The sequence below is a fragment of the Micromonospora sp. NPDC047738 genome, from assembly GCF_040642675.1.
Taxonomy (GTDB): domain Bacteria; phylum Actinomycetota; class Actinomycetes; order Mycobacteriales; family Micromonosporaceae; genus Micromonospora.
Map to the genome: position 1 here is coordinate 545,142 of NZ_JBEYSO010000002.1, position 25,561 is coordinate 570,702.

Sequence of the window (25,561 nt, forward strand, 5' to 3'; positions counted from 1 at the left end):
GGTTCTCCCTCCGGGGGCCGGTACGCCTGGCGTACCGGCCCCCGTCGTATCCCCTCTTCGGGCAGGTCGAACGGGTGTGGCATGGTTGAAGGCGTGGTGATTCCGGCTGGCGAGCGTTCAGGTGCCACCGGCTCCGGCGGTCGCCGGGGTCCGGAGAGCACGGGTCAGTTCGGCGCGCTCGGCCTGCACCTCGCCGACCCGCACGTCGAGGCGTCCGTGCTGGGTCTGCTCGAGCGGGTCGAGAGCGAGCTGCGGGCCAGTGTGGCCAGTGCCGACCCGCTCGTCACCGAGGCGGCCCGGCACCTGGTCGAGGCCGGCGGCAAGCGGTTCCGCCCGCTGCTGGTGGCGCTGGGCGCCCAGTTCGGCGATCCGAGCGGTGCCCAGGTCGTACCGGCCGCCGTGGTGATGGAGCTCACCCACCTGGCGACCCTCTACCACGACGACGTCATGGACGAGGCGGCGGTGCGCCGGGGCGCGCCGAGCGCCAACTCGCGCTGGACCAACTCGGTCGCGATCCTGGTCGGCGACTACCTCTTCGCCCGGGCCGCGGACATCGCGGCCGACCTGGGCCCGGAGGCCGTACGGCTGCAGGCGCGCACCTTCGCCCGGCTGGTGCACGGGCAGATCGCCGAGACGGTCGGCCCGCGGGACAGCGACCCGGTCGCGCACTACCTGCACGTCATCGCCGAGAAGACCGGCTCACTGATCGCCACCTCGGCCCGCTTCGGCGGCATGTTCGGCGGTGCGTCCGCCGAGCACATCGAGGCCCTCGCCGGGTACGGCGAGATCATCGGCGTGGCCTTCCAGCTCTCCGACGACCTGCTCGACATCGCCTCCGAGTCGATGCAGTCCGGCAAGACGCCCGGCACCGACCTGCGGGAGGGCGTACCGACCCTGCCGGTGCTCTATGCGCTCGCCGGGGACGATTCCGACGCCGCGAGTGTCCGGCTGCGAGAGATCCTGGCCACCGGTCCGCTGGTCGACGATGCGCTGCACGCCGAGGCGCTCGGCCTGCTCCGCGAGTCCCCGGCGCTCAAGCGGGCCCGGGAGACCGTCCGCAGCTACGCCGAGGACGCGAGGGCGCAGCTCGCCCCCCTCCCCGACGGCCCCGCCCGCCGCGCCCTCGAGTCCCTCTGCGACTACATCGCCGACCGCACCAGCTGACGCCCCCCGCGTTGATCATGAGGTTGGCGGCGATGTTGATCGCGATGAGTGCCGCCAACCTCATGATCAACGGAAGTGGTCAGGGGGTGGGGTGGGTGAGGAGGCGGCTGCCGGTGAGCATGAGGAGGGCGGCCAGCAGCATCGAGGCGGCGGCCGCGGTCCACATGGTGGGGTAGCCGAGCGCGCCGGCCAGGGTGCCCAGGCACAGCGGGCCGAGGCAGCCGCCCGCGTACACGCCGGTCTGGGTGATCGAGGTGGCGGCGGCCGGAGCCTGCGGGTGGAGCCGGACCACCGCGAAGTTCATCAGCCCGGGCCAGGCCCAGCCGAGGCCGAAGCCGAGCAGCACGCCGACGACCAGCGGCACCGGCCCGGCCACCGCGAGCAGGGCCAGCCCGACCGCACCGACCACCAGCATGCCGGCGATCAGCGCGACGTGTCCGGTCTCCCGGCGGTCGGCGAGCCAGCCGGTGCCGATCCGGGCCACCACGCAGACCGCGCTGCCCAGGGTGAGCGTCAGGCCGGCCAGGGCCGGTGACAGCCCCCGGCCGGCGGACGAGTCCACCAGGAAGGTGCCCAGCGCGTTCGCCGCGCCGGAGGCCAGGGTGGCGGCCAGGCCGATCACCACCAGCGCCACCGTGGCCCGGCCCGCCCGCCCGCCGGTGGCCGGTCGTGCCGGGTCGCGCTCCTGCTCGGGCACGGCCGGCAGCGCGGCCAGCGCCGCCCCGGCGGCGGCCACGAACGCCCACCGCCAGCCGGCGGTCAGCGCGATGGTGGGCACCGCCGCACCGGCCAGCAGGGTGGAGACCGGGATGGCGGCCTGCTTCACCCCGAAGGAGAGCCCCTGCCGGTGGGCGGGGACGTGCCGGGCCAGCGCCGCGTTGCTGGCGAGCTGTCCCAGGGCGTTCGCGGCGGCGCTGAGGCCGAGCAGTGCGACCAGCACCGGGTACGACCGGGCCAGTGCCGCCACGGCCAGCAGCGAGCCGGCGGAGAGCACGATGGCGGCGCGGGCCACCACGGCGGAACCGTACCGCTCGACCAGCGCGCCGGAGGGGACCGAGGCGAGCGCGCTGATCCCGAAGTAGACCGCGACGGCCAGCCCCAGCCCGGCGGGGGAGAAGTGCAGCTCGTCGCCCATCTGCACGGCGAGGCCGCCGACCAGGAAGACGGGCAGGACGCAGGCGATGGTGGTGGCGATGGCGCCCGCGCTGGCGCGGACGGTACGGCGGGACGTGGGCGGCGAGGGGTGCAGCACGGTCTCAGTCATGGCCAGGCAAACCTACGCCGGTCACGTTTCGGCGACCGCCGTCACGTTTTGGCAGCTGATCGTGTCTGTCGGTGCACGGTCTGTGCCCGGTGATCTGGCATCCTCGATCCGAACAGGCATTTCGCGCGCGGCCTGTTTTTCATATGGTGTAAGTCCCCGGCGGCGGAGGTGGTTGTGCGCGACCCCTTGGCGGAACCTTCGGACCTGATCCGAAGTGTCTCCCGCGCGCTTCGAGTGCTCGAGTCGGTCGGCCGTGCGCCGAGGGGACTCACCGTCAAGCAGATCGCCCGCCGCTGCGAACTGACCGTCGCCACCACGTACCACCTGGTGCGCACCCTGGCGTACGAGGGATACGTGATCCGGCGGGAGGACGGGACGTACATCGTCGGCCTGGAGGTGGCCGACCGGTACCGGGAGCTGGTGACCGCCTTCCGGGGGCCGCCGGCGGTCGGCGAGTCGCTGCGGCGAGCGGCCGCGGACACCGGCTGGAGCCACTACCTGGGGCGCTTCGTGGGCGGCCAGGTGGCGGTCACGGCGGTCGCCGAGGGGCCGCGCTCGCCCTATCTGGAGGACCTGGTGCCGGGCTTCGACGAGGGCGCGCACGCCACCGCCCTCGGCAAGAGCCTGCTCGCCACGCTCACCCCCGAGCAGCGCTTCCGCTACCTGCGCGAGTACGGCATGCGCCCGTTCACCAGCGCCACCCTCACCAGCCCGGAGGCGTTCGAGGCGGACCTGGCGGCCGGTGACCGGCGCGGCATGCAGTTGGAGCTGGGGCAGTTCCGGCAGGGGGTGGCCTGCGCGGCGGTGCTGGTCACCCCGGACAAGGACATCGAACGCCGGGTGGTGCTGGCGTGCGCGCTGCCGGCCAGCGAGATGATGACCTCCGCCCGGGTGGTCCGGGCCAAGCTGCTCGCCGTGGCCCGCGCGGTGGCCGACGGCATCGCCGCCGACACCTGAGTACGCCGAAGGGCCCCTCCCGGCGGGGGAGAGGCCCTTCGGGAGCGGTCCAGCGCCGGACCGCTCGGGGTGGGGTCAGCTGCCGATCGGGCCGCCGTCGAGGCGCCAGGTCACCACCACGCCGGGCTTGGCGAAGTCGCCGTCCGGCCAGGTGGAGGCGGGGTTCTCCACCGACGCGCCGGTGATCTCGCCCGGGTGCTGCACCGCGACGAAGACCGAGCGGTTGTCGTTCGTGATGAACGGGCCGCAGGTCTCCGCGCCGTACGGCACGGTGAGGAACTGCTTCAGGTGGCCCCGCTCCGGGCCCTCCAGCGCGGTGGCGAACAGGCCGTCGTTGCTGCCCAGCGCGTTGCCGTCGGTGGCGATCCAGAGGTTGCCGGTGGCGTCGAACGCCACGTTGTCCGGGCAGGAGATCGGCGAGACCTTGGTCTTGTCGTACCCGGCGAAGTGGGTGGACGCGTCGGCCGGGTCGCCGCAGACGATCGGCAGCGACCAGGCGAAGGACTCGGCGGTGTTGTCGTCGCGGTCCTCGACCAGCTCCAGGATCTGCCCGTGCTTGTTGAGGTTACGCGGGTTCGCCTCGTCGGCGCCGGCCTTGCCGGCCTTGCCCCGGTCGGTGTTGTTGGTCAGCGCCACGTACACCTTGCCGGTGAGCAGGGACGGCTCGACGTCCTCCGGCCGGTCCATCTTGGTCGCGCCGACCTTGTCGGCGGCGAGCCGGGTGAAGGTGAGCACGTCGGCCGCGGTCATCCCGTCGACGTACGAGCGGTTGCCGCTGACCAGCTTGATCCACCGGCCCCGGCCGTCGAAGGCCCCGTCGGCGGGGAGCTTGCCGGTGCCGTCGATCTCGGCGGCGCTGTTGCCCGTCAGGGCGGCCACGTAGAGCGTGCCGGACTCCAGCAGGGTCAGGTTGTGCCGGCGGGCCACCGAGGAGCTGCCCGGCATGAACTTCTTGTCCGAGACGAACTTGTAGAGGTAGTCGAACCGCTCGTCGTCGCCCATGTACGCGACCACGCGGCCGTCCTTCGCCACGATGACGTTGGCGCCCTCGTGCTTGAACCGGCCCAGCGCGGTGTGCTTGCGCGGCTTGCTGTCCGGGTCGAACGGGTCGATCTCGACGATCCAGCCGAACCGGTGCGCCTCGTTCGGGTGCTTCGCCAGGTCGAAGCGCTCGTCGGCGCGCTCCCACTTGCGGCTGCCACTCGGGTAGCGCGAGTCGGTCGGGATGCCGTACCGGGCCAGCTTCGGCTTCAGCTCCGCCGGCGCGCCGTCGCCGCCGACGAAGTACTGGTTGAAGTTCTCCTCACCGGAGAGCACGGTGCCCCACGGGGTGACCCCGCCGGCACAGTTGTTCAGCGTGCCGATCACCGTACGGCCCTTCGGGTCCGCAGCGGTGCGCAGCCAGGCCGAGCCGGCCGCCGGACCGGTCAGCTCGAACTTCGTGGCCAGCGCGGTGACCCGCCGGTTGTACCGCCGGCCGTGCTTCACCGGCCGCCACTGTCCGGTGCTCTCCACCCGCTCCAGCTCCACCACGGACATGCCGTGCGCGGCCATCGCCACCCGCAACTGCTCCACCGAGAGCGCGTCCTGGCTGGTGAAGCCGGGGAACATCAGGTCCTCGTTGGTGTATTCGTGGTTGACCACGAGCAGCGCCCGCTTGCGGTCGATGGGCAGCACGCCCACGAAGTCGTTGTTGTAGCCGAACTGCTGCGCCTGCGCAGCGGCGGTCTGGCCGTGCAGGTCGAACTCGGGCGCGCCCTGGACGACCGGGTCGCCCCACTTGATCACGACGGCGTGGTCGTACCCGTTCGGGACGACCAGGGCGTCGAGCCTGTTCGGCGGGATCGGCTTGAAGGTCAGCGCGCCGCTGCCCACCCCGCCCTGCGGCGCGGCGGCGTCGCCCGCGGCGGGAACGGCCGGCGCGGCCGGCGCGGCGGCGGCCGGGGCGGCGCCGGCCAGCGCACCGGCGACGCTGCCACCGAACCCGAGCACCAGGGCGCCGACGGCGCCGGCCCGGACCACGCCGCGCCGGGACACCTCGGCGTCGACCAGGTCCCCGAAGTACGGGTTGTCGGAAGCGTTCGGCACCGGGTGGTCGCAGGCGTTGCCGCAGCGGTACAGACAGGTCATCGCATCACGGGAGCCGTGCCGGGTGGCGCCCAGCAGGGGGAGCAGCCGGGGACGGTCGCTCATCGGAAGGTGCCTCCTGGGAAGACGTGGATGGCGCGCCCGGGATCGTCCGCGCGCGTACCGGCCGGACGCTGCCAGGGCGCGGTGAGCGGGTGTCGGCCGTAATGTGAACCACTCGTGAACACCTGCGGTGTGAGCTGGGCTGAACCGAACGGCGTCACTACACGTATCCAGGAATGAACGCACCACCGGACTCGTCGTACGGGAGCGAGGAGACCGCCATCAGCGACCACGACGCCCAACTGCTGCGCGCCCTGCACGACGAGCATGCCGACGCGCTTTTCGCGCACGCCCTCCGGCTGGTGAACGGCGACCGGCCGCGCGCCGAGGACCTGGTGCAGGAGACGCTGCTGCGGGCCTGGCGGCACCCCGAGTCGCTGGACCCGGCCCGGGGGTCGGTGCGCGCCTGGCTGTTCACCACCGCCCGGAACCTGGCCATCGACGCCTGGCGGCGCCGCTCCACGCGGGTCGGTGAGGTCTACACCGACGAGTTGCCCGAGCCGGTTGACACGGCGGACGAAACCGAGCGCGCGGTGGAGGCGTGGACCGTGGCGGAAGCGCTGAACCGGCTGAGCCCCACTCATCGTGAAGTTCTGGTGGAGTGCTTCTACCAGGGGCGGTCGGTGGCGGAGGCGGCCGCCCGGCTCGGCGTGCCGCCGGGCACGGTCAAGTCGCGTACGCACTACGCGCTGCGCTCACTCCGGTTGGTCCTGGCCGAGATGGGGGTGACCCGATGAGCCGCTGCGAGTTCGCGTACGACGACGGCGCGTACGTGCTGGGGGCCCTCGCCCCCGCGGAGCGGGCCGCCTACGAGCGGCACCTGGCCGGCTGCGCGGCCTGCCGGGAGGCGGTGGCCGAGATCGCGGTGCTGCCCGGCCTGCTGGGGCGGCTCGACCCGGCCGGGCTGGAGCAGTTCCTGCCGTCGGCGTCGGAGGCCTCTCGGCTGCCCGCGCTGCTCGACGCCGCCCGGGAGCAGCGGCGCCGCGAACGGTCCCGGGCACGCCGGCGGTACGCGCTGAGCGGGCTCGCCGCAGCCGTGTTGGCCGTGCTGGCGGGCGTCGGGGTGAGCCTGGTCCGCCCGGCCACCCCGTCGGCGCCGCGGGTGGCCCTGGCCGCGATGCGGCCGGTCGCCGGCCCGGTCCCACTGCATGCCGAGGTCGGGCTGACCGACAAGAAGTGGGGCACCGAGGTCACCCTGCGCTGCGGGTACGACCAGCGGACGGGTCACCGGGAGGCGTACACCTTCCGGCTGGTGGCGCACGGCCCGGACGGCGCGACGGAGCAGGTCGCCACCTGGCTGGCCGCGCCCGGGGACGACCTCCGCATGGTCGGCGCCACCCACTTCACCCATGGCGAACTGGTCCGCCTCGAACTGCTGCGCGCCGACGGCACTCCCGTCCTCGCCTACGACTTCCGCTGAGGACCGGTCAGCGGGTCGCGGCGGGGACCGGGGTGGTGGTGGCGGCGCGCGCCTCGGCGCGGGTCCGGCGGGCGTTGCGGTAGGCGTCCGCGGTGAAGATGACCAGGGCGAGCCAGACCAGGGCGAAGCCGGCCAGCCGGGCCGGCGGCATCGGCTCGTGGTAGATCAGCACCCCGGCGCCGAGCTGGAGGATCGGGCCGACGTACTGCAGCATGCCGAGGGTGGACAGCGGCAGCCGGTTCGCCGCCCCGGCGAAGAGCAGCAGCGGGATCGCGGTGGCCGCGCCGGCCAGCACCAGCAGCAGGGTGTGCGCGGCCGACACCTGCCCGAACGTCGCCGCGCCACGGTGCGCCAGCCAGCCCAGATACGCCAGCGCGGGCAGCGCCAGTACCGCCGACTCGACGAAGAGTCCCTCCGCAGCGGGCAGCGCCAGCCGCTTTTTGACCAGGCCGTACCCCGAGAAGCTGAAGGCCAGGACGAGCGCCAGGTAGGGCAGCCGGCCGTAGTCGACGGTGAGCACCGCCACCGCGAGGCCGCCCACCCCGAGCGCGACCCACTGCGCCGGGCGCAGCCGCTCGCGCAGCAGGAAGACCCCGATCAGCACGATGACCAGCGGGTTGATGAAGTAGCCGAGGGCGGTCTCCACCACCCGGTCGGAATTCACCCCGTAGATGAAGGTGCCCCAGTTGACCGCGATCAGCGCGGCGGCGGCGCCGATGCCGGCGAGCGCCCGGGGCCGGCGGGCCAGCGCCCGCAGAAAGCCGATGTTGCGCAGCGCGGCCAGCAGCAGGGCCACGAAGACCACCGACCAGACGATCCGGTGCGCGAGGATCTCCATCGGGCCGGCCGGCCGGAGCAGCTTCAGGTAGATCGGGAAGAAACCCCAGATGAAGTACGCGCCGAAGCCGAACAGGTAGCCGAGGCGGGTCTGGTTCACGCCTCCACCGTAAGTGGTGAATCGGCACTCTGATCCTTTCCGGTGACCTGGCTCACCGGCGCTGCCCACGTCATCCACATGTCGGGTTCGACCGGGGTGAAGCCGACCTTGGCGTACACCCCGTGCGCGTCGGCGGTGGCCAGCACGATCCGGCGTACGCCCAGCTCGGTCAGGTGGTCGCGGACCGCACCGGCCAGCCAGGTGCCCAGCCCCCGGCCGCGCTCGGCCGGGTCCACGTAGACGTCGCAGAGCCAGGCGAACGTGGCCCGGTCGGTGACCACCCGGGCCACGGCCACCTGCTGCCCGTCACCGGGCCGGTAGACACCGAAACCGAGCGAGCCGGCGAAGGCCCGCTCGACCGTGTCCCGCTCACGCCCGAGCGCCCAGTAGGCGTCGGTGGAGAGCCAGTGGTGCACCCGGTCGAGGTCGAGCCGGGTCGGATCGGTGCTGAGGTGGTAGCCGTCAGGGCGGGTCAGGGCGAACACGCCTGCCACGCTAAGCCCTGTCCACCCGCCCCTCACCAGCCAATTCCCGCCCACTGGCCTGGCCGGTGGGCGGGAACCGACGGGTGCTGGGGATCAGTCGCGGTCGAGGATGGCGCCGAGGATCCAGGTCACGATGCCGACGAAGAGCGCGCCCAGCACCGCGGCCGGCCAGAAGCCGTCCACGTGGAAGGGCAGCCCGGCCTGACCGGCGATCCAGCTCGTGAGCAGGAAGAGCAGGCCGTTCACCACCAGCGCGATCAGGCCGAGGGTCAGCAGGTAGAAGCCGCAACCGACGGTCTTGATGATCGGCTGGAGCACGGCATTGACCACCCCGAAGATCGCCGCGACCAGCACCAGCGTGATCACCTTGTCGGTGACCGACTCGGTGTTCAGCGTGATGCCCGGGATGAGCAGCGCGGCCAGCCAGAAGGCGACCGCCGTGGTGGCCAGCCGGATCAGAAGACCCTTCAGAAAATCCATGGCCGGGATCGTGCCACGGTCCGTCCACCTGGGGAACCCGGGAAGATCGACGAATCGCGGCCGGATCAGCGGCGTACCGGGCGACCGACCAGTTGCGACTCGATCGGCGTGGGCGAGAGCAGCGCCCAGCGCAACGCCCGCCGGTTCACCACGGCGACCATGTCGTCGCGGATCCGGGTCAGCCGCCGAGCCGCCGAGGCCGAGGGCCGTGCCGGCCAGCGCCGCCTCCGCCGGGTCGAGCGGTTGCAGGATCGCCAGGTCGGCGCGGGCCAGCGCCGCCGAGTCCGCCGAGGTGAGTTCGCCCCGGACCACCAGGACGGACCGCCAGGGCGCCTCCGGCCCGGCCTCGGGCGACACCGGCCCGGCGTCGACCACCAGCAGCAACGGTGGCAACGGCGAACCCGATGCGCCGCCCACCGGCCGCCCGGGCGGGATCAGCGGCACCGCCCCGCCCACGCCCCGCACGAACGGCTCCCACACCCGGGGCCGGGCGGTCTGCACCACCACCCGGGCGCCCAGCGCCAGCGCGCGTAGTGCGATGAGCTGCGCGGCGCGTACCCCGCCGACCAGCAGCAGCCGGGTCGCCCCGGGCCGGAACAGGCGCACCGTCACCGCCCCGCCGCGGCGGTTGGTGCCCACCATCAGCCCCGACTCGCCGAGGGAGAGTTCCAGGTCGGCCGGGGCCGGGGCGACGCCGGCCGGGGCCGCCCCGAACGGCAGGGTGGCGGCCAGGCCGGCCAGGTGCTCGCCGTCGAGCCGCCGGACGTCCGCGCCGAGATCCCCGGCCAGCCGGCGCAGCTCCCGCTCGGCGACCGACAGCTCCGCGGCGGTCCAGGCGGCCAGCCGTACGGTCAGCCCGGCCGGCACCGGTGCGGAGTCGGTGCGCGGCCCGACGCAGAGCGACACGGTGGTGGCCGTGGCCGGCAGCGCCAGTAGCCGCGACACCAGCCCGCGGGCGGCGCCGGTCCGCGGGTCCGGCCAGCGCCGCAGCCGCCAGGTGGCCTGGGCCAGCCCGCCCGCCGTCAGCGTTGGCCAGCTCTCCCGGACCGGCGCTCCGACGTCGTGGTGGGCCAGTTCGGCGACCACCCGGAGCGCCGCCGGCCCGCCCAGCGGGCGGCCGGTCAGCGGGCCGAGGCGGCGGACGATCCGCCGGACCGTGCCGGACAGGGTGCGCCGTAGTTCCTCGTCCGACCAGCCGTCGACGCGCAGCACCCGGACGGCGAGCACCGCCCGGGTCCGGCCCGCCAGCCGCCCGTCGGTGAGCTGCCGGTACGACGTCCCGGCGGTGCCGGCCCCGCCGGCCGGGGCCGGGGACGCGGCGAGCAGGAGCTGGATCCGGACCGGCGGGCCCTCCGGGCCTGATGGGGGCAGCAGGGACAGCGGTGCGGGGAGGGCCTGCGGGCCGTCCCCGAGCAGGTCACCGGGGTCGCCGATCTCCAGCAGCGCGGTCATCCCGGCGGCGTCGTCCAGCACGGCGGCCGGACCGCCGGCCAGTTCGGCCGCGCGTACCGTCGTGCCGGGCGCGACGAGCTCCACCAGCGCCGCCGGCCCGGCCGCCGCGGGCAGGGCGCGCCGCCGGGTCAGGTGCCCCAGACCCACCAGCAGCCACTCGTAGAGCCACCGGCCACGGAACCGCACCCATGCGGCAGGGAGCAGCAGCGCGGCCAGCAGCAGGGCGGCAGCGGTCACCGCCACCCCCCCCCCCCCGGCCGACGGCCGCGACCAGCGCCGCCACCGCGATCTGTGCCGCCACCACCTGCCCGGCCCGTACGGCGGACACCGTCCACTGTGCCGCCCTGGCGGTCGCCGGCGCAGGCCGTCCGGTCGCGACCGCCGTCATCGGACCCTCCTGGTGCGCGGGGCTCGCCGACCCGGCTCACTCCTCGCGCTCACGGTGACCTTCCTGGTTCGCGGCTGCGGGCTCGCAGATTCGGCTCACTCCTCGCGCTCACGGTTCCCTCCGCGTAGTCGCCGGGTGACGGTGGCGTGGCTCATCGTAAGGGCAGCGTTGTCCACAGGGGAGCCCGAGGGGTAGCAGAACCGCAGTCGGGCGGCTACCGTCAGCGACGAGTTCCGCCGAGCGCGCGCCGTCCCCCGCCCCACCACTCCGGCTCTCGCGCTCCGGCGAGTCCACGTGGTCGTTCCAGCGACCAACCACGACCGAGGAGACGAGGTGACGTCCGGGGTGTCACAGACCCAGGCAGAAGCCGCGGTGATGCAGCAGACCGCCGCGAAGTTCGAGCAGGTGGACCAGTCGTTGCAGACCATGCTGAGCGGCCTGATGGCCGAGCTGGAGGTGTTGCAGCAGGCCTGGCGGGGCGCCGGTGGGCGTTCCTTCGAGCAGGTCAAGCAGCAGTGGGCGCAGGACCAGGCGGCGCTGCAGCGGGCCCTGCGGGAGACCGCGACCGCGATCCGCACCGCCGGCCAGCAGTACGACGTCTCCGACACCGAGGCCGCCGGCCGGGTGGCCGGCACCCACCGCGGCATCCAGCTGCCGCTCTGACGAGGAAGGACCGATCTCATGGATCACGGTGTGCTGGTCGTCAACTTCGCCGCGTTGCAGCAGGCGAGCGCGGACATCCAGAAGGCGCTGAACACCCTCGACAGCCAGCTCGGCCAGCTCGAACGGGACGCCGCGCCGCTGGTGGCGAGCTGGACCGGCGAGGCCCGCCAGGCGTACGAGCAGCGGCAGGCGCGGTGGCGGGCCGCCTCGCAGGATCTCCAGGCCATGCTGCGCGACATCAAGCTGGCAGTGGAGGAATCCGCGGCCGACTACCTCGACACCGAGAAGCGGAACGTCAACCTGTTCCAGTAGTCGTCGCCGCCCGTGCCGCCAAGATCCGCATAACCTCCCGGAAGGTGGGCCCGTGCTCAGCCGGTCGCAGCTTCCCCGAAGTTGTGCGGATCTTGGCGGCTGGCGTGGCGGCGGCCGGGTGGGTCAGCTCGGGTCGGCGGGGCGCCAGCGGCGCCGGGCTCCTCGGGGCACCACCACGGCGAGCAACACCACTGCCGTCGCCGCCGCTCCGATCGCGCCGGCCACCAGCAGCGCCCGCTGTCGGGCCGTCGCCCGTCGGGCCCGCTGTGCCACCGCGGCCGGGTCCGGCCGGTCCACCGCCAGCGCCGCGCCCCGAGCCGGGCGGGCCGTCACCGGCCCGGGTGACTCGGTGACCGCCCGGTACGGGTTGAGCACCCCGGCACCGTAGCCGTCCCCGCGCCCCGGGGCCGGGTCGGCGGTCGCCACCAGCCGCCGGGCGACGTCCACCGCGCTCAGTTCCGGGCGGTACTGCCGCAGCAGCGCCGCCGTCGCGGCCACGAACGGCGTGGCGTAGCTGGTTCCCTCCGCCCGGTGGTGCCCCTGACCGGGTGCCGCCATCAGCACGTCACCGCCGGGTGCGACGAGGTCCACGTACGGGCCGGTCTGGGAGAAGGGCGCCCGGCTGCCGTCCGCCCCGATCGCGCCCACCCCGAGCACTCCGTCGTACGCGGCCGGGTACGGCTGCGGGTCGCCGCTCTCGTGCAGGTTGCCGGCGGCGGCCACCACGACGACGTCGCGGCGCACCGCGTAGGCGATCGCGGAGCGGACGGCGGGATGGTCCGCGTACAGCACGACGGAAAGGTTCAGCACGTCGGCGTCGTGGTCGACCGCCCAGCGGATGGCCCGGGCGAACTCGGCCGCGCCGACCATACGCCCCGACTCCCGGCCCTCGACGACCTGCTGTTCGCTGACCCGTACCGGCAGGATGCGCGTGCCCGGCGCGAGTCCCCGGAACGCCACGCCCGGGCGGGGGGTCGCGGCGATGATGCTCGCCACACCGGTGCCGTGCCCGGCGCAGTCCCGCCTGCCGTCACCGCCCGGGTCCAGGAAGTCGGTTCCCGCGAGCACCCGTCCGGCGAGTTGCAGGTGGGTCCGATCCACTCCGGAGTCGACCACCGCGACGACCACCCCGGCGCCGGTCGCGAGCGGGTCGAGGCGGTCCGGCGCGTACCGCTGTTGCGGCCACGGCTGGTCGGCCACCGGCCGGGCCGGCGCGGGCGGCGTGGCGCAGCCCTGCGGCGCGCGCGCCACGGGTCCGGCGGCGAACGCGGGCCGCCGCGCGGTGCCGGGAACGGCTGGCGCGGCAGCGACGGTGGGTAGCGGTGCGGTGGCGGAACCGGCCGGTGGCGCAGCCGCGGCGGCGGGTGGTGGCGCGGCGCCGAAGACGGCCGGTGGCACGGCGGCGAGAAGGGCCGCCAGGGCGGCCAGGGGCGGGCGCGTGACGGGCCGGGACATCGACCGCCTCCGTATCGTGTCGGCTCCGGAACGGGATGTTAGCGCCTCGCTCGTGGTTCGGCAGACCGCCGACGGCCAGCCATTGTGATCTTGTTACCACCTTGTAGGTTGTAGGCGATGCCTATGGCCTGTTCGCGGGAGGAGAGGTGGCCGTGACCGGATGGGAGCCGGCCACCGAGGCCGAGGTGGCGCTGCGGGACGCGTTGCGGGCCCAGGACCAGCAGCTCTACTTCCGCATCCTGACCCGGGTCGATCTGCTGCTGCCGGTCGCCGCGGAGGGGCTGGCGGGACAGGCCCAGCTGGGCTGGGGCACCTGGACCACCGGCGGCCGGACCCACGTCCTCGCCTTCACCTCCGCCACCGCGTTGCGCGCCTGCCTGGGTGAGAACACCGGTGCCACCCGCCGCGTCCGGTACGCCGATCTGGCCGCTGCCTGGCCCAACCACGAGTGGTGGCTGGCGGTCAACCCTGGCCTGCCCATCGAGGGCTACCTGCCGGCCTGGTTCGTCGCCCAGCTCGCCCGGGGCGACGTCCGGCTGCCGGGCCGGACCATGGGCGCCCGCGCCCGCCTGGAGCGGGTGGAGGCCACCCGCGCCCGGCCCGCGGGCTCGACCGAACCGCCCGGCCCGCCGGCCGCCCGCCGGCCGGATCCGGCGAACGGCCACCGCGCCCCGGGCCCTCCGGCGCCGCTCGGCCGGTCAGCCGAGGACGACCGGCCGGCTCGCGACGGGTGGCCCGGCGGGTCGACCGTCGGCCCCGCCCGCGTCGGCGATCGGTCCGCCGCCGAGCCCGGCGCCGACGGCCGGTCCGGTTGGCTCACCGACCGGCATCGGCGTCCCGACGAGCAGGGTCCGCTCGCCCGCCCCGGCCGGTCCGGCGAGGCCGCCCCACCGCAGCCCGCCCGGTCGTTCTTCGAGCCCGCCTCGGGCCGGGCGTCCCGCCGCCCGCCGCCGGAGGCGGCGCCACGGGCCGTGCCGCCGTCCCGGTTCGCCAGCGGCAGCCAGCCGTTCCCGCGTCGCCGCCCGCTGAGCGAACCGGTGCCGGCGGACCCCACCCATGCGTTCCGGTCGGACGCCGCCGAGGCCACCCAGGCGATCCGTCCGGCGGAGCCGCCCCGACCGTCCCGGCCGGCCGCCCCGATCGCCGCCGAGGAGGCCACCCAGGCACTGCCCCGCCGGCATCCCCGCCCCGGGCCAGGTGCGGAGGAAGCGACCCAGCCGATTCCCGCTCGCGCCCACCCGGGCGGCGCCGCTGACCGGACCCGCTCCGGGCCGGCGGACGCGGAAGAGCTGCCTCCGTCGATCGCCGAACCGGTTTCCGGTCCGCCCGCGCCCCGCCGGGGCTTCTCGCCGATCGTCATCGAGGGCACCGTCATCGAGGCCCGGGACCTGACCGAGCCGGCGGAGCCGGGGGTGGCCCCGGCCGCCGGTCCACCGCCGATGGTGCCGGAGCCGTACGCCGTACCGACCGTCCCTGCCGCCGCCTCCGCGATGGCGACCGCGACGGTGCCGACGGCGTACCGGGCCGACAGCGACGACGCACCCGCGCCCTGGGCCGGTCCCGCTGATCCCACCGTGCCGATCACGGTCGACCCGCCCCCGTCGCCCGCCGCCGAGGAGGCCGTCCCGCCGGCGTTCCCGGCCGACCGGGCCACCGCCCCGACCGACGAGCGGACCGATCAGGCCGGGATCGACGACCGGACCGCGTCGCTGTTCGAGCCGGTCGCGTCGTCCGCCGAGCAGACCGTGCCGCTGTTCGGCCGGAGCGCCTCCCCGGAACCAGGCACCGGGTCGCTCTTCCAGCCCGCCGGCCCGCCGGAGCAGCGTCCCACGTCGCCGGCCGAGCCGCCCAGGATGGCGGAGGAGCCCACGGCGCGGGTGAGCGTGGCGACGGCACCGGACGAGGTGGCCGCGCCGACCGTGCCGACGAGCGGCCGCAGCCGGGAGACCGCGGGCGCGGACGCCACCCCCGCCGGTCCACCGCCCCCGGCACCCGTGCCGGCCAACTTCGTGCCCGCCAACGAGGTGGAGGAGGAACTCCTCGGCGCCGTGGGTAGCGGCAGCACCGACGGTTTCCTCTCCACCCTCCTGCTGGCCCGGGTGCTGCTGCCGGTCGCGGCCGACTCCGCGCCGGGCGCCCGACCCGGCGACTCCGCGTTCGTCTGGCGGACCGAGGAGCTCGACGGCGAGACGTACGTGGTGGTCTACACCTCCCCGGAGCGGCTGGCGGACCGGGTCGACGGGCCGGTCGAGACGGTACGCGTCAAGTTCGTCCAGCTCATCCGGCGCTGGCCGGACGAGAACTGGTCGTTCGCGGTGAACCCGGGCACCCCGGTCGGCGCGAAGTACCCCGGCGAGCAGGTCCTGGCGTTGGCCAACTGGGCCGCCGAGGTGGGGCTCGGCGACGACCCGGAGGGCGAGCCGGAGCCGCCCGCGCCGGAGCCGGCGGCCCCGGCCCGACCCGCGGTGCCCCCGGTGGACCCGAGCCGGCCGGTCACCATGCAGAAGGCGGTCGCCCCGAGCCAGCTCGCGTACTACCTGGAGCGTGGCTACGACCGGGTGTCCGGCTTCGTGCACCGGGCCGGCGAGCTGGCCCACCTGAGCACCCCGGCCAGGCTGTACGACGCTCTCGGCCTCGGTCATCCCGACTCGCCGTTCGCCCGCGACGCCGAGGAGATCTACGTGCTGCGTTGGCCGGCGTACCGGCCCAGCCTCTACCGCATCCCGTACGGCGGGCAGAACGAGGCCGCGATGCGGGCGATGGAGGGCTGGGTGATCGAGCGGCCCCCGTTCCGCGGCAACGGCTTCGCGCCGGGCGAGAGCAGCGACGTGGTGGCCGAGTTCAAGGTGGACAGTGCCCGGCTGCCGCACGGCGCGCAGCTGTGGCGGATCGGCGCGGACGGCAGCGAACGGATGGTGGCGATGCTCGACACCGACGCGCTGCGCTGGCTCCCGGTCGGTGACGAGTCGTGAGCCGCGACGGCTACGTGGCCCGCTGGCGGGGCCGGGAGTACCAGGCCAGCCCGGACGGCGACGACGTCCGCCTCTACCAGCCCGAACCGGGCGAGGGCTTCGAGGAGGTACGCCCCGGCCGCCACGTCCGGGTGGTGCCGGCCGCCGAGGTCGACGACCTGGCGTACGTGCGGACCACCTGCACCTGGCAGGGGCAGCCGTTCATCGTGCTGGCCGAGCACGAGGGCTGGCTGCGGGTGGAGTACACCGGCGGCCGCTGGCCGGTGGCCCGCGCGATGGGTCTGGAGGCGTTCGAGTTCGGCGTCTACCAGGGCTGGGCGCCGGCGCGCGAGGTCTCCGACCTGCGCGAGCAGCGGGTCTGAGTCAGGATTTCGCCCAGCGCAGGATCTCGCCGAGCACCACGTCGTGGGCCTCCACGTGCGGGAAGTGGCCGACCCCGTCGAGCAGCCGCCACTCGTACGGCGCGATGACGTAGCGGCCGGAACCCTGGGCGGTCCGCGGCAGGGACGCCTGGTCCAGCGCGCCGTGCAGCTGCAGGGTCGGCGTGACCAGCGGTTTCTGCATCAGCTTGACGAACCGGTAGCCGTGCAGCCGCAGCACCGAACGGAACGCCCACCGGTAGCCCTCCATGGCGCAGAAGGCGGCCTGTGGGATCTGCATCGCCTCCCGGCAGCACCGGGCGTACGCCGCGAAGTCCGGGCCTTCGACCCAGCGGGGTCCGCCCCAGCGACGCAGGATCGCCTCCACCTCGGCGGCGTCGTCCCGGGTCAGCACGTGCTCGTAGCGGGGTAGCTGGAACTTCAGCGTGGGCGTGGAGGCGGCGAACTGGCCGCGCGGGTCCGCGAAGATGGCGGCCCGCAGCCGGAGCGGGTGCGGCGCCCCGAGCACCACCAGTCGCCGGACCAGGCTGGGGTGGAACGAGGCGGCGGTCCACCCGATGAGGCCGCCGGCCCCGGAGCCGACCAGGGTCGCCGAGCGCTCGCCGAGCGCCCGGATCAGCCCGGCGACGTCGGCGGCGAGGGTGTAGCCGTCGTACCCCCGCGGTGGCTTGTCGCTCGCGCCGTACCCGCGCAGGTCGACCGCGACGGCCCGGAACCCCGCGTCCGCGACCGCCGGCAGCAGGTCCTTCCAGGCGTACCAGTACTCGGGGAACCCGTGCAGGAAGAGCACCATCGGGCCGGTGCCGGCCTCGACGACGTGGAAGCGGCTGCCGTTGGCGCCGACGAACCGGTGCGCCCACGGCCCGTCGGGGAGGACGCAGGACTCGTCGACAGGTCCGCCGCGCTGGTCGGTCATGTGCCCCAGCGTAGGCGCTGCGCGCGTGCGGCCGCCGCGCGCCGTCGGGCCGGCGCTCCGCACGGCTGCCGCCGTTCCGGGGCGACCTGCGTCGCTGCCGGCGCCCCGCGGCGACGGGCCAGGCCGGAACGGCGATGCCCGGGCAGGTGGCCTGCCCGGGCATCGCGTCGTGCGGTGATCAGCGGCTCAGGAGAACTGGACCTTCATCGAGGTGCCGTTCTGCTTCAGAACCTTGATCTTGGTGCCGGTGGCCGGGAGCTTGACGCCGTGGTTCGGCAGCTCCGGGAACCAGTACTGCTTGGTGTCGTCGAACAGCGGCTGCGCGTCCTGGCCACGGATGTACTGCGGCTGGCTGTTGATGTGCAGCGTGAACGAGTCCGCCTGCTTGAGGCTGAACGGCGCGTCGTAGACCTGGACCCGGGCCCGCCAGGGGTTGCCGGTCAGGTTGTAGATCGGCCGCGGGTGCGCGTCGATGATCATGTTCCGACCCTCGCCCGGGTGGGCGAAGGTGTCGTTGTCGGCCCAGCGGAGGTTCCAGTAGGAGATCAGCAGACCCTGCTGGTACGCGTAGTGGTCCACCCAGTCGGGCCGGCTGTTCAGGTAGCCGAAGTAGTACGGGCCGGTCTTCAGGTACTTGTCGTACGAGACGTACGACCGGTTGCCGGCGATGTAGTAGTTGGCGAAGTCCCGGGTGTAGGTCTCCTCGGCGATGCTCCAGCCCTTGAGCGCCCAGTCCCCGGCGCCGTTCTCGGCACCGTCGCTGAGCAGGGTCTGCCCGCCGGCGGTCACGGTGATCGCGTCACCGAAGAAGCCGCCCGCGGAGAGCCCGCCGTCCGTGACGTAGTGGAACCGGAACTGGGCCACCTTGCCGGCCGCCGCGTCCAGCGGGATGTTGACGTCCACCCACTTGCCGCCGCTGCTGCCGCTGAGGGCAGGACGGGGGTCGCTGCCCGAGACGGGCGGGAGTGCCTTGCCGTTGACCGTGCCGGGCAGCGCCGACCAGGTCTTGCCGCCGTCGGTCGACGCCTCGAAGAAGAGGTAGTCGAAGCCGGACTCGATGGAGTAGCGGCCCTTCATCGACAGGGCGGCCGTCGACTTCCCGGTGAGGTCGATCGTCCTGGTCATGGTGTTGTCCAGGTCGTCGTCGTTACCCGAGAAGTACTGCTTGGCGCCCTCGAACGGCTTGCCGTTGTTGAAGGTGTACGTCCGTGGCGGAAGCACCACGACCGCGGCCTGGGGCTTCTTGGAGTTGTACTCCTGCGGCCCGAGTTCCAGGGTGCGCTTCTGGCCGGCCTTGACCACCTCGTAGTCGAGCCAACCGAGCTGGAGCTTGTTCCACGCGCCCAGGTCGCCACCGCGCTCGCCGATGCCGCGGTCGTTCTTGTCGCCGAGCCGGCTCTGGGCCATCAGGGTCCAGTGCTCGTTGTTGTTGTCGCCGCCGCTCAGGACGTTGTAGTCGTCCGGCAGGCCGAGGTCGTGGCCGTACTCGTGGTAGAAGACGCTGCGGCCACCGTTCTCCGGTTGAATGGTGTAGTCACGGATCCAGACGCCGGTGTCGCCGATCTCGGTGCCGCCGATCGGGAAGTTCGCCGGACCGGTCTGCGAGGTGTTGTACGCCGCCCAGCGGTGGCTCCAGATCGCGTCCTCGCCCTGGTGCGGGTCGCCGTCCGCCTGGTCGCCGCCCGAGTGGACGATCTGAAAGTGGTCGATGTAGCCGTCCGGCTCGTTGAAGTTGCCGTCGCCGTCGTAGTCGTACCGGTCCCACTGGTCGAACGACTGCATGTCGGTCTTGATCTGGGCGTCGGTGCGCCCCTTGGCCTTCTGGTCGGCGACCCACTGGTTGGCGGCGTCCCGGATCAGGTCCCAGGTGTTCTGGCAGACGTTGCTGTCGCAGACCGCCGGGTCGTTGGCCGGGTTGTCGACGTCGTCGTCCGCGATCGGGTCGTCCGAGCGGCCGTACCGCGCGGCGTTGTACTTGACCTTCACCCAGTCGGTGACCATGCCGTCCACGGTGTACCGCCCGGACGACTGGGCCTCGTAGTACTGCTTGAGCGACTCGTCGCCCGGCTTCGTGCCGAAGTACAGCTGGCGGAAGTGCTCCGGGCTGTAGTTGGCCTGCCAGACGGTGGAGTTGTCGACCGCGCGGTTCGGTGCCGGGATCTCGTTGTGCCGCGGCCCGTCGAACCGGGTCGGACCCGGGATGTCCGGGTTCATGTCCTTGTCCGGGTAGGCCGGGTCCCGCTCGTCGCCGAACTCGGCCAGGATCACGAAGATCTTGTCGGTCCGCTCCCGGGCCAACTCGACGTACTGGTTCTTCTTGCCGCCCTTGCCCGGGGCTGCGGCCCGGGCGCCGGCCGCCGTCGCCGCGCCGCCGGCGGTCTCGCCGACCTTGACGACGGTGCTGCCGTTGATCTTCTGCGGCGTGGCCTTGCCGGACAGGACCTCGCTGAGACCCTCCTGACGAAGCGCGCGGCGCTTCTCTTCGAACTTGTCCGGCAGATCATGCTCAGCCTGCGCGGGCTCGGCCACCGACGGAGCGGTGGCCGGCAACTTCGGCTGCGGCGCGGCGCTGGCGGCCGTGCCCGCCACCAGTCCCGTCGCTGTCAGCGAAAGCCCGAGCAGACCCACTGCGACTTTGCGCACGTGGTACCTCCGGTGTGAGGGAACCGGCCCACGGGGTCGGGCCGGTGAGGCGTCCCACTAGTGGGACCATTGGTGAAGATAGACATTCCCGTGACGGGTGGGAAGACAAGCACGTCGATTTGTGGCAACTTCTTGACGGGATGGCTCTTCACCGTCACATCCGCATCGGTCGATCGGATGGATCGAGCAGGGCGACCGTCCGGGTACGCGAAAGGGGCCGGTGGCGTCGCCGCCACCGGCCCCTCCGTTGGTGCTACCCGATCAGTTGGTGACCTTGACGACCATGTCGCTGGTCGGGGCGGTGCCCTGCTGCAGGATCTCGATCTTGGTGCCGGTGCCGGCCATCTTCACCGAGTTCCACGCGTTGCCCGAGTTCCAGTACGTCCCGATGCCGCTGTCGTCGAAGATCGGGTTCGGGTCGAGCGCCGGGACCGTGACCGCCACGCCGTTCTTGTGGAAGGTCTGGGCCGGCTTGGCGTACAGGCTGAACGTCGCGTCGTAGCCACCGCGCCGGTTGGTGATCGTGCCCTGGCCGCCGATGTTGATCTTCTGCGGACGGACGTCGACCGGGAGGTTGAGGCCGTAGCCCGGGTGCTGCGACGTGTTGTTGTCGCCGTACGCGTAGTTCACGTACCACACCAGCATGCCGGGGTGGTTCGAGAACCGCTCGACGAAGTCCGGCCGGGTGTTGCCCCAGCCGAAGTTGTACCCACCGGTCCGCAGCGCGTCGTCGTAACCGAAGTAGGTCCGGTTCTCGGCGATGTAGAAGCGGGGGAAGGTGTCGGTGACCGAGCCGCCCATCCGGGTCCAGCCCTTCGCGGTCCATTCGGCGGCCAGCGTCTCCGCGTCGTCGGTCCACGCGACGGTGCCGTTCTTGGTCAGCGCGACGTTGTCCAGGAACGGACCCGCCAGGTGCACGCCGCCGTCGGTGGCGTAGCGGTAGCGGAACGTCACGGTCTTGCCGGCGTACGCCGACAGGTCGTAGGTCAGGTCGACCCACGCGCCGCTGGTGGAGCCGTCGACCCCGGTCTCACCCGGGTCGATGAGCGAGTTGCTCAGCGCGTGCCAGGTGGCGCCACCGTCGGTGGACACCTCGGCGTAGAGGAAGTCGTAGTCCTCCTCGATGTCCCACTGGGCCTTCGCGGTGATCGACGCGGAGGTCGAGCCAGTCAGGTCCAGGGTGCGGGTCAGCGTGGTGTTCAGGTCGTCCGCGCTGCCGCCCCACCACTCGTACGACCCGCCGAACGGCGTGTTGTAGTTCGTGGTCTGGGTCTGCGAGGGCAGGTTGACGACGACTGCCTGGGCCTTCGGCCCGTCGCTGTCGCCCGCCGGCCCGAGCGTCACCTGGGTGGTGCCGCTCTTCTGGTCGACCACCGAGTGGTTCAGCCAGCCCAGGAAGAGCTTCGACCACGGGTCCATGTAGCCCGGGGTCGAACCGATGTCGTCGGTGCCGTGGCTCAGCCACGAACCCGACGCCATCAGGCTCCAGAAGCCGACGCCGTTGTCGCCGCCCGCGGTGTCGTACAGGTCCGGCAGGCCGAGGTCGTGGCCGTACTCGTGGGCGAACACGCCCAGGCCGCCGTTCTCCGGCTCCGTGGTGTAGTCCCGGATCCAGAAGCCGGAGTTACCGATCTGGACACCACCGGCCAGGTTGCCGGCCGGGCCGGCCTTGCCCTCGAGGTTGGGGAACGCGGCCCAGCGGTGCGACCAGATGGCGTCCTCGCCCTGGGCGCCGCCGCCGGCCTCCTCGCCCTCGCCGGCGTGCACCGCCTGGAAGTGGTCGATGTAGCCGTCGGGCTCGTTGAAGTTGCCGTCGCCGTCGTAGTCGTACCGGTCCCAGACGTCGAACTGGGCCAGGTAGTCCTTGATCTGCTGCGGCGTCTTGCCGGCCTTGACCTGGGCGTCATACCAGGACGTGGCGCTGTCCTTGACGAAGTTCCAGGAGCCGTCGGCGTCGGAGATCTTGTTGCTGCCGTACCGCGCCTCGTTGTAGGGCACGGAGATCCAGTCGCTGACGTCGCCGCCGACCGTGTACCGACCGCCGGACTGCTGCAGGTAGAAGTCCCGCATCGACTCGCCCGAACCGTAGAACATGTCCGTGTAGTGCTCCCGGTGGAAGTCCGGGCGCCACAGGGTGCTGTTGTTGTCGGTCGAGCTGCCGTCCCACTTGCGGTCCGGCTCGGGGATCTGGTTGACCACCGGGCCGGGGGTGCCCCCGGTACGCGGGTCGGTCTTGTCGCCGAAGTTGACCAGCATCGTGAAGATGGGGTCGACCTTCGGCGCCTGCTGGTACTCGACGAACAGGTCGTCCTTCACCTGGATGACCTTCGAGCCGTTGCGCGTCTGAAGCTTGGCCTTGCCCGTCAGCAGGTCGGCGATGGCCTGCTTCCGGACCTCCCGGTGCTGATCCGCCTTCGGATCCGGGAGGTTGTCCTTGCCCTGCTTCACCTTCTCGGCGCCGGGGGTGGGCTCCGCCGCCGGGGCGGCGGACGCCGGCGCCGTGACGACACCGGCTGCCAGCAGCGCGGCCGCGGCCGAGGCCAGGCCTGCTGTGACTCGTCTCCTCAAAGGTCCTCCTCCTTTGTGGATCTGTTACATGACAGGGGCAGCCAAAGCCATCACTGTCATGTAGTGCGTCACCACCTTGGCAGAGGTCCGGATCGTTGTCACGGGTCAATCACCGGTGCGGGTGCCCATCTTTCTCGGGCAAATCCGGATCAAAAGGTGCAAGGATCTGACTGTGATTCGCATTGCGTTTTGGCCACGATCACGCTGCGTGAGCGTGATTATGAGGTCCCCGAGAAGGAGCGCTGGCATCCGCCGAAATGTCACGCGGCGGCTGGAAGAATCTGCCCCCGTGTAACGAGGGCGGGGCCCGTCCGGAGCAACTGCTCCGGACGGGCCCCGCCCGTGTCGGGTTAGCGTAGATAGTTGGCGTACACGTGGCCGGCGACCGCGTCACCGGCCGCCACGCCGTTGTCCCCGTCCCACTGGTAGTGGACGCCGAGGTAGATCCGGCTGCGGGCGTTCTCCACTGCAGCGGCGGTGAAGGTGCTGAAGGTGCGGGTGACGCCCACGGCGTGCGGGTCCTCGGTCGTCGCGGTGTAGGTGACATTGTCGGTGCCGAAGTAGCGCTTCATGATGCCGGCCCACGCCCCGCCGAAGGTGGCGTGGCCGGAGACGTACGCCGGGAAGTTCGGCGAGAAGTGCACCCCGGCGTTGTTGGAGAGCGGTTGCCAGTTCGGGTCCGCAGTCGTCGCCGCGTTGCCGTCCGTGCCGGCCTCGCGGATCGCGGTGACCGGCCGCCACAGGTCGATGGCGGTCCGGTACTTCGCGTCCCAGGCGGTGATCGCGGCGTCCGCCATCGCCATGCCGACCAGGGCGAAGAGCTTCGCGTTGGCGCTCTGGCTCAGGCCACGCTGCTTGGCGACGGTCTGGGTCAGCTTGAACAACTGGCCCGGCGGCTTGTACGTGCCGTCCAGGTCGTTGGCCCAGAAGTAGGCGATCGTGGTCTGCTCTGCCGTGCGAGTGGTCGAGTTCGCCGCGCCCAGGGACTGCACCTCGTTCACCTGCGCCGCGTATTCCGGACTGGCCAGCAGGCTGGCCGGGGTGCTGTAGCCGCCGGGCGGCCCCGGACGGAACTGCGAGCCGGAGGTGAGCCCGAACGGCTTCACCAGACCCCAGTTCGGCGAGGCGGCGTCGACCCCGTCGGTCGGCCGCCACTGGCCCGGTACCGGGTCCGGCGTGTAGGGGGTGTTGTTGGTCGACCCGTCGCTCGTCCGGTTCGCCCGCATCTGGTCGACCACCGACTCGGCGACGCTGGTGCTCCAGCCGCCCGGACCGGGCTCGCCTAGCGGCACGTCCAGCCGCGCCCGCTGGTAGTCCGCCGAGAAGTCCAGGCTCGGGAAGAGCTCCAGCTGCAACAGGTTGTAGGCGGCGACGTCCAGGTTGGCCTTGAGGTCATAGCTTGCCCCCGGCTCCCGGTTCACGTTGCCGCCGAGATACGGCGTACCGATCGGGCTGAGCGCGGTATAGGTGTCGAAGAGCGCGATGTGCAGCATCGCACCAGCCCGGGACAGCCCGGTCGGCGGGCCCCCCGTCTGCCGGTACGCCTTCAGCAGCACGTCGTTCCAGAAGAGGATGTGGTCGAAGCTGGTGGGCGCCGCGACCGCCGGAGCCGGCGCGGCGGCCACCGGGACGGTCAGCGTGAGCGCAGCGAGCGCGGCGATCCCCAATTTCCGAATTCTGGACAGCGTCTTCAACCCGGCCCTCCCATGTCGGTCGCTCCCTGCTCCGGCGTCGAGGCGGTGCCCCGGGCCGAAGTGGCTCCACTGTGGCGGCCGGGCGGCCGGGCCGGGAGGGCAAAGCGGCCAGCCTGGCCGCAAGCTGCACTGTGCAAACTGCGGCAGTGGTCAGACCAGTCCGCTCCGGGCTGCCGCGATGCCGAGGGTGAGGCGGTTGGTGGCCCCCAGCCGTTCCTCCAGCGATTCCATCTGACGTCGAACCCAGCGGGTGCTTCGGCCGAGGCTGCGCGCGATGGCCTCGTCCTTGAAACCGGCGGCGGCGAGCCGGAGCACCTGGAGCTGCGCGCTGCTGGGGCCACCGGTAGCCGCGGACGCCGGAGGGTCCAGTGGCACCGCCCGCCGCCACAACAGCTCGAACCAGTCCAGCAGCGCGTCGACGAGGGCCGGGACCCGGACCAGCAGCGCGCCACCATCCATCGATGGGATGCCGACGAGCGCCACCCGATCCGCGATGGTCAGTTGCACCGGTAGCCCGGGCAGGAGGCGGATGCTGCCCGCCCGGTCGTGCCCGGCCGCCGGCCCGGTCGACTGCGCCACTGTCTCGGGAGTGCGGATTGCCCGAAACCGGACGCCGGCCTCCGGTGCCGGCGCGGGCCAGCCGTACGGATCTTCGCCCCGCCGGTTGGTGCGCAGGTGGTGGCAGTGGTGCCGGGCCGTGGTTACCAGTTCGTGGAGCCGGGCGGCGATCTCGTCGCTGCCGCTCAGCAGCTCCAGCTGGGTGCCGGTGCCCCAGGCGGCCCGGGGCGGCTCTCGTTCGAGCCGCTCCAGCTCGGCGTACCGGTCGGCCAGCTCCCGGTTCGCGTCGGCCAGCTCCCGCTGCCGGGCCAACAACAGGCGACGCAGTGCCGCGGCCGGCGACACCGCGCGCAGGCTCCCGGCCGGGGTCTGGAACACCAGTGCGTGCCGGAGCAGTTCGGCGAGCGCGGGTGTCTCCGGTGCCTCCGGTGGGACGAACGGTGTCGAGGCGTCCGCCAGCAGAGCCTCGTACAGCTGTCGCGCATCATCGGAGAGCAGCCCAGCAAACATCCTCGTCCCCCGTCCCCCGCGGCCGCCGGTGGCGGCGTCGCGCTGCCGCAGCCGGTGCCCGGTTGGCGTGACGCTCCGTACGTCTCCGGTACGGCACTGTGACGACAGCACTCAGATGGTCACAGCGGAGTTCGGCGGATGTCAATATGAGAC

General features: G+C 72.8%; 19 protein-coding genes and 1 pseudogene. 8 read left to right on the forward strand and 12 right to left on the reverse strand.

Annotated elements, in window-relative coordinates:
* Nucleotides 1–81 precede the first annotated feature (81 nt).
* Complete coding sequence (locus tag ABZ783_RS05980) at nt 82–1,164, forward strand: polyprenyl synthetase family protein (protein WP_357434738.1); 1,083 nt, start codon at nt 82–84, stop codon at nt 1,162–1,164.
* A gap of 79 nt (nt 1,165–1,243) precedes the next feature.
* Here the strand turns inward: ABZ783_RS05980 and ABZ783_RS05985 are convergent, their stop codons facing one another.
* Nucleotides 1,244–2,428 (reverse strand): MFS transporter, encoded by a 1,185-nt coding sequence (locus ABZ783_RS05985; protein ID WP_357434739.1) that lies wholly within the window; start codon nt 2,426–2,428, stop codon nt 1,244–1,246.
* A gap of 174 nt (nt 2,429–2,602) precedes the next feature.
* On the opposite strand from ABZ783_RS05985, the gene ABZ783_RS05990 reads away from it, so the two are divergent.
* Complete coding sequence (locus ABZ783_RS05990) at nt 2,603–3,385, forward strand: IclR family transcriptional regulator C-terminal domain-containing protein (protein WP_148799720.1); 783 nt, start codon at nt 2,603–2,605, stop codon at nt 3,383–3,385.
* 75 nt (nt 3,386–3,460) lie between these two features.
* Here ABZ783_RS05990 and ABZ783_RS05995 read toward each other — a convergent pair whose 3' ends face one another.
* Nucleotides 3,461–5,578: a PhoX family phosphatase gene (locus ABZ783_RS05995; protein ID WP_357434740.1), complete on the reverse strand. Its 2,118-nt coding sequence runs from the start codon at nt 5,576–5,578 to the stop codon at nt 3,461–3,463.
* Nucleotides 5,579–5,817: 239 nt separating this feature from the next.
* Here ABZ783_RS05995 and ABZ783_RS06000 point away from each other — a divergent pair, with 239 nt between their 5' ends.
* Nucleotides 5,818–6,312: a sigma-70 family RNA polymerase sigma factor gene (locus tag ABZ783_RS06000; protein WP_357434788.1), complete on the forward strand. Its 495-nt coding sequence runs from the start codon at nt 5,818–5,820 to the stop codon at nt 6,310–6,312.
* Entirely contained in the window at nt 6,309–6,995 is a 687-nt protein-coding gene (locus tag ABZ783_RS06005; RefSeq protein ID WP_357434741.1) for a zf-HC2 domain-containing protein, read from the forward strand. Before ABZ783_RS06000 ends, ABZ783_RS06005 begins: the two co-directional genes overlap by 4 nt.
* A gap of 7 nt (nt 6,996–7,002) precedes the next feature.
* On the opposite strand, the gene rarD is transcribed toward ABZ783_RS06005, so the two are convergent.
* The 4 genes and pseudogenes from rarD to eccE all read right to left on the reverse strand — a co-directional run bounded on the left by rarD (nt 7,003) and on the right by eccE (nt 10,737).
* The gene (gene rarD / locus ABZ783_RS06010) at nt 7,003–7,932 is read right to left on the reverse strand and encodes an EamA family transporter RarD (RefSeq protein WP_357434742.1); all 930 of its coding nucleotides are present in this window, start codon (nt 7,930–7,932) and stop codon (nt 7,003–7,005) included.
* Complete coding sequence (locus ABZ783_RS06015; protein ID WP_357434743.1) at nt 7,929–8,417, reverse strand: GNAT family N-acetyltransferase; 489 nt, start codon at nt 8,415–8,417, stop codon at nt 7,929–7,931. The genes rarD and ABZ783_RS06015 overlap by 4 nt, the downstream gene beginning before the upstream one ends.
* A 93-nt stretch (nt 8,418–8,510) precedes the next feature.
* On the reverse strand, nt 8,511–8,897 hold the full coding sequence (locus ABZ783_RS06020; protein ID WP_073838920.1) for a phage holin family protein: 387 nt from the start codon (nt 8,895–8,897) through the stop codon (nt 8,511–8,513).
* A 65-nt stretch (nt 8,898–8,962) separates the two neighbouring features.
* A pseudogene (eccE, locus tag ABZ783_RS06025) lies at nt 8,963–10,737 on the reverse strand (type VII secretion protein EccE).
* A 345-nt stretch (nt 10,738–11,082) separates the two neighbouring features.
* Here eccE and ABZ783_RS06030 point away from each other — a divergent pair.
* Together ABZ783_RS06030 and ABZ783_RS06035 are read left to right on the forward strand one after the other, a co-directional pair.
* The gene (locus ABZ783_RS06030) at nt 11,083–11,400 is read left to right on the forward strand and encodes a WXG100 family type VII secretion target (RefSeq protein WP_357434744.1); all 318 of its coding nucleotides are present in this window, start codon (nt 11,083–11,085) and stop codon (nt 11,398–11,400) included.
* A gap of 18 nt (nt 11,401–11,418) precedes the next feature.
* Nucleotides 11,419–11,712 (forward strand): WXG100 family type VII secretion target, encoded by a 294-nt coding sequence (locus tag ABZ783_RS06035; RefSeq protein ID WP_357434745.1) that lies wholly within the window; start codon nt 11,419–11,421, stop codon nt 11,710–11,712.
* A 123-nt stretch (nt 11,713–11,835) separates the two neighbouring features.
* Here ABZ783_RS06035 and mycP read toward each other — a convergent pair whose 3' ends face one another.
* Nucleotides 11,836–13,167 (reverse strand): type VII secretion-associated serine protease mycosin, encoded by a 1,332-nt coding sequence (gene mycP / locus ABZ783_RS06040; protein ID WP_357434746.1) that lies wholly within the window; start codon nt 13,165–13,167, stop codon nt 11,836–11,838.
* Nucleotides 13,168–13,319: 152 nt separating this feature from the next.
* Between mycP and ABZ783_RS06045 the strand changes: the two genes are divergently transcribed.
* Nucleotides 13,320–16,139, forward strand: a complete 2,820-nt coding sequence (locus ABZ783_RS06045; protein WP_357434747.1) for an SseB family protein — start codon at nt 13,320–13,322, stop codon at nt 16,137–16,139.
* On the forward strand, nt 16,136–16,501 hold the full coding sequence (locus ABZ783_RS06050; RefSeq protein ID WP_357434748.1) for a hypothetical protein: 366 nt from the start codon (nt 16,136–16,138) through the stop codon (nt 16,499–16,501). The genes ABZ783_RS06045 and ABZ783_RS06050 overlap by 4 nt, the downstream gene beginning before the upstream one ends.
* A 1-nt stretch (nt 16,502) precedes the next feature.
* Here ABZ783_RS06050 and ABZ783_RS06055 read toward each other — a convergent pair whose 3' ends face one another.
* The 5 genes from ABZ783_RS06055 to ABZ783_RS06075 form a co-directional block, all read right to left on the reverse strand.
* A complete protein-coding gene (locus tag ABZ783_RS06055; RefSeq protein WP_357434749.1) occupies nt 16,503–17,435 on the reverse strand; it encodes an alpha/beta hydrolase in 933 nt (310 codons plus the stop codon).
* 186 nt (nt 17,436–17,621) lie between these two features.
* Nucleotides 17,622–20,063 carry an immune inhibitor A domain-containing protein gene (locus tag ABZ783_RS06060; protein WP_357434789.1) on the reverse strand — a complete coding sequence of 814 codons (2,442 nt, stop codon included), beginning with the start codon at nt 20,061–20,063 and terminating at the stop codon, nt 17,622–17,624.
* Nucleotides 20,064–20,339: 276 nt separating this feature from the next.
* Nucleotides 20,340–22,646, reverse strand: a complete 2,307-nt coding sequence (locus tag ABZ783_RS06065) for an immune inhibitor A domain-containing protein (RefSeq protein WP_357434750.1) — start codon at nt 22,644–22,646, stop codon at nt 20,340–20,342.
* Between the two features lie 350 nt (nt 22,647–22,996).
* Nucleotides 22,997–24,313, reverse strand: a complete 1,317-nt coding sequence (locus tag ABZ783_RS06070) for a phosphatase PAP2 family protein (protein WP_357434751.1) — start codon at nt 24,311–24,313, stop codon at nt 22,997–22,999.
* A 177-nt stretch (nt 24,314–24,490) separates the two neighbouring features.
* Nucleotides 24,491–25,408: a hypothetical protein gene (locus ABZ783_RS06075; protein WP_357434752.1), complete on the reverse strand. Its 918-nt coding sequence runs from the start codon at nt 25,406–25,408 to the stop codon at nt 24,491–24,493.
* Nucleotides 25,409–25,561: the final 153 nt, after the last annotated feature.